This window comes from Chitinophaga sp. 9-1-y (assembly GCF_059511905.2).
Window position 1 is genome coordinate 1,685,399 of record NZ_CM197955.1, and the last position, 13,668, is coordinate 1,699,066.

The following is a 13,668-nucleotide window of genomic DNA, read 5'->3' on the forward strand; positions in this document are numbered from 1 at the left end:
TCATATCTTTTTAGGTTATAAACTGATATTTACCCCCAGGATGATGGTGGTGTTAAGCGGGTAGAAATTTGAACTCTGCTGATCAGGCCCTTGTCCATTCGCTAAACGCAGGTCTTTGGTGGTTCCTGAGGTAGCCAGTGAAGAAGGCGCTGTTTCCGGATCATAGCCCTGCCATTTGGTAAAAGTGGCGAGGTTACGGCCGCTGATATATACCTGCAGGTTCGAAATTTTGTACCGTTGTAAAGTGTGTTTATCAAAATTATAACTCAGTGTTACATCTTTCAAACGCGCGAAAGAGGCATCCTGCGCGTATTTGTATCCTTTAGGATTCGTGTAAAACAACGCCGGGTTGGTGTTGATTTTGTTGTCGGAAGTCCAGTAGGGAATGTCGGCAGGCAGGTTAACGATGCCGGCCTGGTCCCTGTTGTCGAGGATGCTGTTAGGGCGCATGCCGCCATGTACATCCTGTACAAAGATGTTCAGCGTAAAATTTTTGTAGCGGAAGGTATTGGTTAAACCGGCTACATATTTTGGTAATTGTGTGCCAAGATAGGAACGGTCGGCGGCGTCTATTTTACCGCTGTTATCCAGGTCTTTAAATTTGATGTAGCCTGCTTTTGCACCCGGATCTATTTTCGCATCTTCACCTACCTGCCAGATGCCTGTCATTGTATAATCGTAAACACCCAGCATTGGTTTACCAATAAACAGGTTGTTGCCGATATCATCTTTATTATCACCATACAGGGCCACTACTTTATTTTTATTAAAGGAGATATTGAAAGAAGTTTGCCAGGTGAAGTTTTCTGATTCAATATTGCGGCTGTTCAGCAAAATTTCCAATCCTTTGTTGGCAGTTTCGCCGATGTTATCATATACAGAAGTATAGCCGTTGATAGCAGGGATTTTCCTGCTGAGCAGGAGGTCGCTGGTATGTGTGCTATAGCCTTCGATGCTACCACTGAGACGATCATGGAGTACGGCGAAGTCGATACCCACATTTAACCCGGCGGTAGTTTCCCATTTTAGGTTTGGATTACCCAGTGTGTTAGGCACCAGGCCGATGGAGGTAACGCCGTCATATACGTAGTTGGCGGTGTTGAGCCTTGTTAACGTACGGTAGGCGCCTACTGCCTGGTTACCGGATTTACCATAAGAAGCTCTCAGCTTCAGTTGAGAGATGGTAGGAATAGCCGCCATGAATTTTTCCTGTTGGATATTCCAGCCGGCAGCAACAGAGGGGAACACGCCATATTTGTTGTTGGCGCCGAACCCGGAGTAGCCATCGCGACGGATGGTAGCGGTGAAGAGGTAGCGGCTGTCGTAGTTGTAATTGGCACGGAACATCTGTGATACCAGGGAACTACCGGTATAAGATGTGGTAGTTTTTTGTACCTGTGCCGCTTTCAGGTTGTTGAAGTCGAGGTTATCATTCACAAAGGAATTTGCATCCAGTTGTGAGGTGAATTGTTCGTCTTGTTGTGCACTGTATAAAGCGGTGAAATCCAGCTGGTGTTTTTTCACGCGCAGGTTATAGGTCAGGAGATTTTCTACAATCCATTGTTTATTTTCTTCGTTATACACTTTAGCGGTTCCCTGCATGTCGCCCATTTTACGCCCGGAATAGTCGCTGGTGCGGTTGGGCCGGAAAGAGTAGGAGGCATTTACGCGGTATTTCAATCCTTTCAGGAAAGGCGGTGCTATTTCCGCATAACCGCTGCTGGTGATGTTTTTACCACGGTCCAGTCCCGGATTGTACAGGTTGATGAGCGGACTCATATACAATGTTTGCGGTGCAATGGGATATACTTCATAGTCGCCAGCAGCATTGTACAGTGTACCATACGGGCTGAGTGCGTTGGCATCAAACAGGGTGGCTTTTCCGCCGTCCTGGTTGTTGTTTACGAAAAACATATTCACCCCTGTTTTCATCCACGGTGTCACGTTTGCGTCGATGTTGGCGCGGATGCTGGCGCGGTTATACTGAAATCCTTTGATCGTGCCTTCTTCTTTCAGGTAAGTGCCGGAAACGTAATATTTCACGTTGTCGGTACCGCCGGAGATACTGAGTTCATGGCTGTGGATATATCCTTGTTGCGCGATTTCTTTCAGCCAGTCTACTTCCGGTTTACCGGCAGCAAAATTTTGTTGTTCAGACAGGTAAGGCAAGTCGGGTGCATCGGGACGTCCTGCCTGGATATTGTACCAGTGATTTTTGGTGCGGTATTGTTCGCCATTCATTTGTTTAACGGTGTTGGCCTGGTATTCCGGGCCGGCGTAGCCGTTGTAGGAAATTACGGCTTTACCTGTTTTACCTTTTTTAGTGGTGATCATGATGACGCCGTTAGCACCTCTGGCGCCATAGATGGCGGAAGCGGATACATCTTTCAGCAGGTCGATGGCAGCGATATCATTTGGATTGATATCGTTGTAAGAACCGGCGAAGGGGATTCCATCCAATACAATTAAGGGAGCATTGCTGGCATTGATGGATTTAAGGCCGCGTAAATAGAAGGCAGGAGAGCTGCCTGGCTTGCTACTGTTGCTCACGATATTAACGCCGGGAGTGGTTCCTTGAATCGATTGCAAAACGTTTGTAACGGGAAGGTTCTGCAGGCGTTCTTTGGGTACGGAGGCGATAGCGCCGGTAACGTCGCTTCTTTTCTGGGTACCATAGCCCACTACTACCACTTCTGTTTGTTGTTCTACGGACATTTTCATCACGATGTTGAAAGTAGCGCTGCCGGTAACGGTTACTTCCTGTGGTGTCATACCGAGGTAAGAGAATACCAGTACATGCGGCCCTTCGCCGGTGATGTGCAGGGCGTAAGTGCCATCAGTGCTGGTGTTGGCGCCCTGGGAGGTACCTTTTACCCTTACAGATACGCCGGGTAAAGGGGCGCCTGCTTCATCCACTACTTTTCCTTTTACATCTGTTGGCGGTGCGGCAACGATATTATCAGGCGCAGTGGTTACTTTGGGTGAAATGAAAATCGATTTGTTCACGATTTCGTATTTCAGTGGTTGTCCTTTCAGCATCAGGTCCAGGAAAGCCTGTATAGGCGCGTTTTCCACCTTCATGGTAACGGGATTGGCTTTTTCCAATACTTCCCTGCTGGCTACTACGGTGTAGCCGGATTGCACCCGGATAACGGGGAAGATTTTTTCCACCGGCACATTTTTGCCTGACCAGGTAATCAGCTGTCCGTATCCGGCAGCGTGTACCTGTAATAGTGCGGTGGTAAGTAATAAAAACGTCAGTTTCATAACTAACAGCATTTTGGTTGAAAACCAGCGCCGGTCCAGTACTTTTGTTGGTGTAGGTACATAGCGGGCCTGGTTACAAAGAGCAATTTTTTGCATAGCTTTGCATTGATTTGGCTTGTAAATAGATAGTTGTCCGGAATATTCAACTGCTTTGTACAGCTGTAATCTTTGGGTCGGAGGTGGTCGAAACACCTTCGGCTTTTTTATTACAGGTAGTCTTGCGTTGATGGTGGAACGTCAGTTCACTGTTTTTCTATAACATTCTTTTTGGTTGTCTGATCTGGTGATTTTTATGCGCTTATAATTAATTTTCTACCTTCTAACCGGAAGTGGATGCCTGATTCCCGCAGGAAATTGAGTACCGCAGCGAGTGTTACATCGCTGTTGATTTCTCCCACAAAAGTGATATCCGGTGGCACTGTTTCATATACTACTTCAATGTCGTACCACCTGGCAATGATGCTGATAACATTGGCCAGTTTTTTATCCTGGAAATTCAGGATCCCATTTTTCCAGGCAATGACGGCGAGGGTATCTACGAGTTTGTTGAGGGTAGCTGTGCCGGTAGTTTGATTGATATCCAGTTGCTGACCGGGTTGCAGCCGCCTGATTTGTTGTTGTGCGTTTACCTGTACAGCGCCTTCCAGCAGGGTGGTGCTGATGTTGGCATCGTCGTGATAAGCGCTGATATTGAAATGTGTGCCGAGTACTTCAACGGCGGTTTCATTATTCAACTTTACGATGAAGGGTGCGTTTGGACGGGCCGCTACTTCGAAGTAAGCTTCTCCGGAAAGTGTTACACTCCTGGTGTTGCCGGTGAAGGCAGTAGGGAAGGTGAGGGTGCTGGCAGCATTCATCCATACATGTGTACCATCGGGTAGCAGCAGTTGGAATTTACGGCCCCGTGGGGTGGCCATGGTATTATAATTAACGGTGCCGGCCCCGGAGGCGTCATAGCTCAGCTGCCCGTTTTGGAGCAGGAGTTTGGTGCCTTGCTGGGTGCTGATGATACCATTATTTAGGCTGTCCAGTACCACCTGGCTGCCATCGCCAAGGGTGAGTATAGCACCATTTTTACCTGGTTTTACATCGTTGGCATTGGTGGCCAGCACTGCTGCCGGCGCTTTGGTAGCCGGGCGTTGCAGCAGGTAGCCGCCTGCTGCTATCAGCAGTAATATAGTGGCAGCAGCGGCATAATACCAGCGGAACGAACGGATTTTTCTTACCGGTATTGCCGGTTGAAGGATGGCCTGAATAACGTCTTCATATTGCGCGGGATTATAGGCAGGATCGGGCACGGCAGACGCATGGAGTTCGCTGATTAATGAACTCCATGCGTCTTCGTCCTCATCTGCACGCAGTGCGGCAAACAATTCTTCTTCTTCCGCGGCGGTAGCGGTACCGTTATAATAACGATGCAATAAAAACCGGTAATACTCTTTTGCTTCCACGATACAATCCCTTCTTTTGCTCCTTAGACGCCAGGAAATAACAAGTGTACTATGCGTCTGGAAAAAAAATTAAAAAAACCTGGATAGGAGTATAATCAGCAGGATAGGAAGTCGCGTGCCTGTTTGCTTTTCCAGGTATTCGCGTATAAATTTGCGGGCAGTCACCAACTGGTTTTTGACAGTATTTTCAGAAATGGCCAGGGTATCGGCTATTTCCTTACGGGATTTGCCTTCCTGGGTATTCATCATAAATACTTCCCTGCGGGAAGCAGGTAATTTTTCTACCGCCTCTTTAATAAGGGCCTGTAGTTCTCTCGCGTAAATGCCGGCGGAAGCATCTTCCTGGTCCGCCACTTCTTCTATATCATCCTGCCGGTTTCTTTCTCTGGCATGTTTCCGGAGGGCGGAGAGGGAATAGTTAGTGGCCAGTGTATACAGCCAGCCACCGGGATTGTCGATATCCCGTAAGGTGTGCCGTACCAGCCATACTTTCAGGAAAACTTCCTGCATCACTTCTTCTGCTGCGGTATCTGATTTCAGTAACTTTTTTACAGACCCCAGCAGTACGGCATTGTAACGATGATATAAGGAGCGGAAGGCTGTTTCATCTCCATCTGCAATTTGAAAAAAAAGAAGCCTGTCCTCTGTTGAAATCAATGTCTGTGCGGTATTTTATCTCATCAATATTATATCATTTCCGCTTTTCCAGCAAGCGCTTTCTTTCCACGGCGTATTTTTTTGTTGGATATAAAGAGGGGAAACGGTTAATTTACAAGATGGAAAATCATCCGCAATTTACCGCCATGGCGTCTGCCGCTATTCATGCCGCGCAGGCTGGTATGGGCGAAAATGCCCACCTGGTACCCGTTTACGCTACTTCTACTTTTACATTCGACAATGCGCAGCAAGGCATGGACCGTTTTTCCGGTACCGCGCCGGGGTATATTTATTCCCGGTTTGGTAATCCAACAGTTACCGTGGCGGAGCAGCTGATAGCGGCCCTGGAATCTTTTGGTATTGTACAGGAAGATGGAAGCCCTTTGACGCTGAAAGCCATCCTTCATGCCAGTGGACAAGCCGCAATGGCTACCCTGTTCCTGGCTAATATTGCATCCGGAGATATCGTATTAACGCATTATTCCCTCTACGGCGGTACCCATGAGTTCCTGTTTGATTTCCTCCCGAAATTCGGCGTAAAAGCGCTGATAGCCGATTTGCACGACCTGCCACAAGTAGAACAGCTCCTGCAAACGCGTCCGGATATCCGCATGATTCATATTGAATCACCGGCCAATCCCTCCATGCGTTGCGTGGATATTGCCGGCATTTGCGACATTGCCCATGCCCATGGCGTAAAAGTAAGTGTAGACAATACGTTTGCCACACCTTACCTGCAACAGCCCTTCCGCTATGGCGCCGATTTCGTTTTCCACTCTACCACCAAATTTCTGAACGGACACGGTACTGCCATCGGCGGTGTACTGCTGGGCAAGGACCTGGCCGCCATGCAGAAAATAAATAAAACAGCGAAGTTGTTAGGAGGCACTGCCAATCCTTTCGATACCTTCCTGCTCATACAAGGCATTAAAACACTGGAGCTACGCATGAAGCAACATTGCAGCAATGCCCAGCAGGTAGCGGAGTTCCTGCAGGCGCACCCTGCGGTTGCTGCCGTTAATTTCAATGGCCTCACTTCACACCCGGATTATGAATTATCCGCCCGGCAGATGCGCCACCCCGGCGCCGTGATGAGTTTTGAACTGAAAAACGGATTTGATGCGGCCGTACGGTTCATCGACCGCCTGCAAATGTGCTTGCGTGCAGTGTCATTGGGTACCTTGGATACGCTGATTTCTCACCCGGCTTCCATGACGCATTCCGGCATGAAGAAAGAAGACCGGGAGAAAGCAGGTATTTCTGATGGATTGATCCGCATGAGTGTCGGGTTGGAGGATATAACGGATATTTTGAATGATTTGGAACAGGCGTTGAAACATTAGGAGCGTATGCCAGGGCAAAAACAAATATTTGAGTAGTGTAAAACGAAAAGATGGAAGCATAAAAAAGCCTGAAGACCACGAAGACCTTCAGGCCCGATGAAGTAAATTATACTCAGCAACCACCTTTGTGAGGGGGACGCTTATATAGTAGTTTACTATCTCTTTCTACATAGTCGCCCGCTACTATTGGATATGTATACTTGGGGGCGTACGATACGTTGTGGCTTCTTATAATTATCTTGTCGTTAACTTTCAGGCTACGCAATTGCTGAAATTCATTAGCGTTTTCCAGCCCGAAACTAAGAATATAATCGTCTCCATTAATCCTGGTCATCACTCCGAAACCTAACCGGGAGCCTGGCGGAAGAGTAAGAGAAGTTACAACCGCCTCCATATTGGTAAAATCACGTACAGGCTTGCTTATTTTAGCAGCACCCGCAAGCACTTTTTGGCCTTCGGGAGAGACTTGCCATTTTTTGAACATTATACCGGCAGGGGTAGCCTCCCATTTTAACCGTTCTGCTTTCATTTCTTCCGCAGAGAGTGGTTTTGGGATTGGTTTTTTAGCATTTTCATTTTTGATTGCGCGATTGGCAAATACTAGTCCGCCTACCACTACCAGCGGTAAGATCAGCGCATAAATAGCTTTTTTCATATTTTTTGTAGTTTTAATTAACAAAGATCTATCTCCTGATAAATCAGATCCGCTAAAGGCATCTCTTTGATTTTTCATACTGAAATTTGATGATACAGCGAACCTACTTTAATCCTTTCAGCTGGAAGGATTAGGATTGTAAATTAAAATGTAAACAATGTAAATTATTGTAAATAGCCCGCTGGGTGTGGGTCTTCGTTGTCTGCGGTCATCACCTGACTGCAAAAAAATTGCCGCTCCCTGAGGTGGAGGATCAACGGATGGCGACGTAATTGCCAGGGGAAAATAGTTACAGTAACAAGGACAATACATACACCCCTGCCATAGACAACACTGCCATTACAATGGTTCCGGTGCTATATACGCGCAACATTTCCTTAATCTCCAGTCCGGAGAATTTCGATATCACCCAGAAGTAGGCATCATTGGTATGTGATATCATCATAGAACCAGCCCCCATGGCTAATACACAAAGAATACGCCCATTGGCGGTATCCAGGCCCATGAGTGGTAGCAACGGCTGCATAATAGCTGCTGCCGCAATCACCGCAACAGTGGAAGAGCCCTGGGCAGTTTTCAGTAATGCCGTGACGAGGAAGGGAAGGAGTAACCCCATAGCGGCAATAGATTGGTTTTGTGCTATATGACTACCAATATCTGCTTTGGCAAGGATGGCGCCAAAGGCGCCGCCGCCACCGATAATAATCAGTATGCCGGCCGCTTTTTCTGCTCCTTCCACTAATATTTTTCCCATATTACTTTTCAGTTGGGTCAACGCCAGCAGGATACCTGTGCTCAACGCTACTTCCGGGATCCCCAGGATGGCCAGGAGCTGCAGCGCGGGGGAAGGGTGGCTTACTTCAAGCCCGCTGAGTGAACGGATGGCAATGAGTAAAACAGGCAACGCCACGGGCAGCACTGCCATCCATACGGAAGGCCCCTTTCCGGCATCGGCAGTAGCAGTGGTGTCCTCACTAACCGAAACGGCTACCCTGCGTCCGGCAAACCCCGACCAACAATATCCGCTGATAGAAGCCGGAATAGCAATCAATAAACCATATAACATCACTTTCCCGGTTTCCGCCTGTAAGGTACCGGTAGCGGCGGTAATGCCGGGATGCGGCGGCATCAGGCAATGCACGGCATAGAGCCCGGTGGCTAATGAAGAAGCCATCACCACCATAGGAATACCAGAACGTTTGGCCAGTGCTTTGTTTAACCCGCTCAATACAATAAATCCTGAATCACAAAAGATGGGCATACCTACCAGGTAACCAATAATATTCATGGCCATGGAAGCGCGGCGGGTACCGGTGAGACGCAATACATAGTTAGCGAGTACCGTAGTACTGCCGCTATGTTCCAGTATTAATCCCAGCGTAGTGCCGAGTACAATCAGTAATCCTAATGAACCAATGATTTTTCCGATACCTGCTTTGATGCTGTCAATGATTTCCGTTACTGGCAATTCCAAAATGCAACCAGTGAGTAGGCTGGCGAGTAATAAAGCAAAGAAGGCATGTATCCTGAACCGGGCGGTGAGCAATACAATGAGGCCAATGCCCGCCAGTAAGCCCAGTATGCTTTGTATCAGTGGAACGGTGTTCATAGTGATACAAGATAATCATTTATTTTTTCGGGTTACCCTGCCTGTAAACGGGCGATAGCTTTTTGCTCATGTGCCTGCAATGCCTGTAATGCTGGTGCAGGAAGGGTAGAGGGCGCTCCCCAGAAAATGGTATGCGGATAGTTTACCTGTTGCGCCTGGATGAGTGTAGCCCGTGCTACATGAAAATCGGAGGTGACTACCCAGAGGATGTCCGGCGCCATATTATAGATGAGTGCCTTCGCCTGTACAAAATCGTCTATAGTATTCACGGAATCGACCGGGGTAGTGAGGGCTGTTTCCGGAATGCCATGCGATAGCAGATAGCGATGGGAGTAGTAATAGTGGGGATGGTCGGTTTCGTTGAAATGTGCGCCTTTGCCGCCGGTACAGGCAATCATGAATTGAGGATTGTAACGGTAAATCTGCAATACGGCATTGAGCCTGTCTTGTGCAATGGTACTGAGGTTGCCGGCGTTGTCATTAGGCGCACCCAGTGACAGAATAAGACCTTTCATAAAAAATTACGAATTACGAATTACGAATTACGGATTTGTGAGTAGATTGATGGGGATAAATATAATAGGGAATTATGAATTATGGGTAGATAGTAAACGAGAAGTTGACTTTCTCGTTTACTATCTACCCACAAATCCGTAATTCCTAATTCGTAATTCGTAATTCCTGCGCAGCAGTAGTACTGAGCCAGTTGGTTTTGATATGCAGGATACCTTTTTTCTCGTTAGCATTGAAATAGCAGCCAGTGGCGGCTTTATCGAATGCCTGCTGATCGGTGAATATTTTTACGGATTGTCCGTTCACGGTTACTTTTTTAGGTTTCGCCGGTTGATGTATATCCAGCAGATAGATTCTTTTTGCGTGCATGCCATCAAAGGCGCCTCTGGCGGCATTGATTTTTACCTGTACGCCTTTGGTAGCATCTACTTCCAGCAGGGTTTGGGCGAAAGCGCCGGTTTTATAGGCACGTGTCAGTCCATCATCTTCATATAAGTCAAAAGAAGATTTGCCGGAAGGATAAATATCCAGTGTAAGTGTATCCGTTTTCTTTTCTCCATCAAAGTTCATGACTGGATACATTGGAATGATCGCACCTTGCTTTACCAGCAGCGGCAATTTATCCAGCGGGGCATGGTAGTTATTGATCACGGTAGGACCGCTATAGGCGGTACCATCCCAGTAGTCGTACCAGGTGCCGGCGGGCAAGTAGATACTGTCTCTTTTTCCTTCGCTTTTATATACTGGTGCTACCAGCAGGGAAGGCCCGTTCATGAACTGGTATTCCGTTTGGGTACCTTTGCACACCACATCTTCCGGAAACTCTAATACCATCGCCCTGGAAGCAGGTATGCCGGTAGCATGTGCTTCCGCACAAAGGGTATACATGTAAGGCGTCATCCGCATTTTCAGCTGGAGGTATTTGCGGTTGGTGGCTGTATTTTCAGCACCTTGCAAATAGGGTTGTTTGTTTTTCTTTGCCCAGCCACTCATCACCATAAATACCGGTGTAAAGCATTTCCATTGCAGGTCGCGAACATAGGTGGAATCACTGCCACGGAAGATACCGTCTACGTCGCCGGTGGCGGCATTTTGCGCAGACAGTCCCGCACCAATAATGGTAGGGATGTGGAAGCGGATGTATTCCCAGTTGCCCGACTGATCACCAGACCAAACCGTGGAATACCGCTGGGTGCCGGCCCAACCCATTACGCTCCAGATATAGCCACGGGCATTGCTGTTATTTTCAATGCCTTCGTAGGCAGCCCTGCAACCATCCAGCGCAAATTTATAGCCGGGTCCCACCCAGGCTACGTCGAGCTTGGCGAGGCGGGAGCCGTAGGTACCTACTTCTCTCGCCATTTTATCTACACCGTTTTCTGTCCACAAGCCGGTGTAGAAGCCACGTTTATGTAATTCCATAATGGTGGAATCCAGTTTCGTGTAGCCACAACCGTAGCCATCGTTGGGCAATATCCAGCCACGGGGCATATCGTTTTCAATGTATTTGTCAGCTACCAGTTGAATTACGTCCGGCGTAGTACCGGTGGTACCGGTGCCTTTATATGCTTTGGAGTCTGTGCCGGTGCCACCGCGATTGTAGCAGTTGGCATCGCCCAGGCTCAGTGCCCAGCGGGGCATTAAGAAGGGACGTCCGGTGATCTGCGTATAGCCGTTGAGGATTTGTTTTAAAGAAGGCCCGTAAAAATAGAAGCAGTCGAAACGATTTTCATTATGTGCAAACTGTAGCTCCTCTTTGAAGGAATAGCGGCCTACATCAAAGGTATTTCTGAAGGCGCCATAGCCGGCGGTGGACATATAGAACGGGGCAGGATTGGGTCTGCCGCCATTATCCCATCCATTGCCTTTTTCGATTAATATTTCCTGGCCACGGTGGGAGAAGTAACCATTCTGCATACCGCCGCCATAGAAGTATTCCTCCGGCTGGCGATGCATGGTTTGGGTAGTGCTGGCGCCGAAAGATAAGGGCGCTGCTTCTTCCCAGATCACCCGGGTATCATTTTCATCATACATGGCAAAGCGCAATGGCTGCTTGTATACCCGTACTACGCAAGATTTGCTTTTTACCTGGTAGTAATTTCCTTTATCCGTTGCCGTTACCGTTGATTTACCGGGTGTGTAATCTACCACGATGTCATTGCCGGCAGGGTTGCTGAATTCGCCGTCCGGCGCCATCCAGATACGGAAGATATCATCTGTATAGAAAATCAGTTTAAAAGCCGATAAGCCCGCTTTGATATCAAATTCATGGCCGCTGCCTTTAAAATCAGTGAGGTTACCGATATGTGATTCTTTGGCATTCACCCGTGCACGCAACGTATCATTGGCGGCGTTTTCATCGCCGGCGTCCTGCAACACAAAAGTGAGTGCGTGCATGGTGCGGTCTGTTAAATCAGTGGCTGGAAATTTCACGGTTACTTCTTCTCCTGGCGCCAGTCCTTTTTTACCGGCGGGTACGGCGGTACTGATCTCTCTATGCTGATCTATTTTACAACTTACCTTAAAGCCAGCTTTTACGGTTTCAATACCCGTATTTTTAACGGTCACCGCCAGTGCATCGGCGTTGGTGAAGGTGTTTTTTTGTTCCTGGTGGGAAGTCAGGCGGGTAATAGCCAGGTCTTTTTTATAGGCTTCTGCCAGTTCAATATCATCGATCATCCAATACCAGCTATAAAATCCTTTCCAGTAGAAACGGATATATACGTGGGGCTGATGCGCCGCTACTGCTGTGATATTGAGTTCCTGGTTAACCGGGATAAACATATCATTGGCGGCGGGCATATTGTTCATGACGTTGTAGTCGGTCCATTTTATGCCATCGGTGCTAACACCTACCAGCAGGGCGGCTCCGGGAGCAGCAAATTCGCTGTTGTACCGGAAGGTATGCTGGAAGCGCAATATCACAGAAGATTTGCTGGCGCAGTCGATAGCGCCGGTTTGTACCCAGGTGTCCGGATATTCTTTCTTTTTCACCCACGATGGTTGGTCTTCGTCTACAAAGTAGCCTGCCTGGAATTGCAGGTGATACCCGCGGCTGCGGGAAGCAATGGGCGGCGCCTGTTGCTGGTATTGATAGGAGCCGGGATAGGGCTGATCCGTTACAATCCAGTTGAGATCCTTTTTACTGGAATCCACATTTTTCCATCCATTGGGAAGGTTGTTGGATTTAAAACTTTCCTGCCAGAAAACTTTGGATTTTTCTGACGTTTGTGCAAAAGTGATTGCACCCGAAAAAGCTAAAAAAACAAATAGCAGTAGTTTTTTCATGTATTGTTCACCGTTAAAATCAGCAGTAGTAAAGGTAGCTTACCCGCTGTTGCTGTTACTGTTTGATAAAGATAAGGGTCAAAGAAATGACATTTTCCGGGTTTTTTGATATATATCCTGTTTTGATAATATGATAGATTGTCCCCGCAACAGCTTGATAATGCCTATTTTACATACCTTTGTGGCCTAATACGTCTGATCATGAAAAGAATGTTATTGACCTCACGCTATTGTTTGCTGGCTCTGATGGCCATTGTTGTAATGGCTTCCTGCGCATCTTCAAAGAAAACCAGTAGTCAGCAGGTATATATGAACAAGCAGTATGTAGAGCTGAAAAATGTGTTGAATGAAGCGGAAGTAAGCATTATCAAAGATAGTGTCAAAGTGATTTTCCCCAACAATGTTCTTTTTGCAACCGCCTCTGACCAGGTGAATGAAAGTGTGAAGCCTACTTTTGGTCATTTTGCGGAAGTACTAAACAAGTATACCAAAACAAAGATCCTGATCACCGGCCATACCGACAATACCGGTGCCGCCACTTATAACCGTGATTTATCAGAAAGACGTGCAGCCGGCGCCAAACAATTGCTGAACAGTTTTAATGTGAGCAACGACCGGATGTTTACCTGGGGCTTGTCTGACCGTGATCCTATTGCGACCAACGATACAGAAGCCGGTAAAGCGAAGAACAGGAGAGTGGAGTTTGTGATCCTGTATGATGTGAAACAGTAGCGGATTTTGTCTTGGGACAGGATTATACTGATTATACTGATTTTGTTTGTTGATTTTATTGGATATAAAAGATTAGGGGAGACATAAGCAAGCGGCTTATATCTCCCCTAATCTTTTACAATCAAACAGAAAATCAGTATAATCAGTATAATC

Annotated in this window: 9 protein-coding genes; 2 read left to right on the forward strand and 7 right to left on the reverse strand. The window is 47.4% G+C overall.

Features of this window, described 5'->3' with window-relative positions; genetic code table 11:
- Positions 1–15: 15 nt before the first annotated feature.
- The 3 genes from AC5ZC7_RS06660 to AC5ZC7_RS06670 all read right to left on the reverse strand — a co-directional run bounded on the left by AC5ZC7_RS06660 (position 16) and on the right by AC5ZC7_RS06670 (position 5,375).
- Complete coding sequence (locus AC5ZC7_RS06660; protein ID WP_496160370.1) at positions 16–3,363, reverse strand: SusC/RagA family TonB-linked outer membrane protein; 3,348 nt, start codon at positions 3,361–3,363, stop codon at positions 16–18.
- A gap of 194 nt (positions 3,364–3,557) precedes the next feature.
- Positions 3,558–4,718 carry a FecR domain-containing protein gene (locus tag AC5ZC7_RS06665; protein ID WP_496160369.1) on the reverse strand — a complete coding sequence of 387 codons (1,161 nt, stop codon included), beginning with the start codon at positions 4,716–4,718 and terminating at the stop codon, positions 3,558–3,560.
- A gap of 69 nt (positions 4,719–4,787) precedes the next feature.
- Positions 4,788–5,375: an RNA polymerase sigma-70 factor gene (locus AC5ZC7_RS06670; protein ID WP_496160368.1), complete on the reverse strand. Its 588-nt coding sequence runs from the start codon at positions 5,373–5,375 to the stop codon at positions 4,788–4,790.
- Positions 5,376–5,494: 119 nt separating this feature from the next.
- On the opposite strand from AC5ZC7_RS06670, the gene AC5ZC7_RS06675 reads away from it, so the two are divergent.
- A complete protein-coding gene (locus tag AC5ZC7_RS06675) occupies positions 5,495–6,718 on the forward strand; it encodes a PLP-dependent transferase (RefSeq protein ID WP_496160367.1) in 1,224 nt (407 codons plus the stop codon).
- 112 nt (positions 6,719–6,830) lie between these two features.
- Here the strand turns inward: AC5ZC7_RS06675 and AC5ZC7_RS06680 are convergent, their stop codons facing one another.
- The 4 genes from AC5ZC7_RS06680 to AC5ZC7_RS06695 form a co-directional block, all read right to left on the reverse strand.
- Positions 6,831–7,451, reverse strand: a complete 621-nt coding sequence (locus AC5ZC7_RS06680) for a hypothetical protein (RefSeq protein ID WP_496160366.1) — start codon at positions 7,449–7,451, stop codon at positions 6,831–6,833.
- A gap of 211 nt (positions 7,452–7,662) precedes the next feature.
- The gene (locus AC5ZC7_RS06685) at positions 7,663–8,982 is read right to left on the reverse strand and encodes a GntT/GntP/DsdX family permease (RefSeq protein WP_496160365.1); all 1,320 of its coding nucleotides are present in this window, start codon (positions 8,980–8,982) and stop codon (positions 7,663–7,665) included.
- A 32-nt stretch (positions 8,983–9,014) separates the two neighbouring features.
- On the reverse strand, positions 9,015–9,497 hold the full coding sequence (locus tag AC5ZC7_RS06690; protein ID WP_496160364.1) for an ElyC/SanA/YdcF family protein: 483 nt from the start codon (positions 9,495–9,497) through the stop codon (positions 9,015–9,017).
- A gap of 145 nt (positions 9,498–9,642) precedes the next feature.
- Complete coding sequence (locus tag AC5ZC7_RS06695) at positions 9,643–12,783, reverse strand: glycoside hydrolase family 31 family protein (protein ID WP_496160363.1); 3,141 nt, start codon at positions 12,781–12,783, stop codon at positions 9,643–9,645.
- A 201-nt stretch (positions 12,784–12,984) separates the two neighbouring features.
- Between AC5ZC7_RS06695 and AC5ZC7_RS06700 the strand changes: the two genes are divergently transcribed.
- Positions 12,985–13,515: an OmpA family protein gene (locus AC5ZC7_RS06700; protein ID WP_496160362.1), complete on the forward strand. Its 531-nt coding sequence runs from the start codon at positions 12,985–12,987 to the stop codon at positions 13,513–13,515.
- Positions 13,516–13,668: the final 153 nt, after the last annotated feature.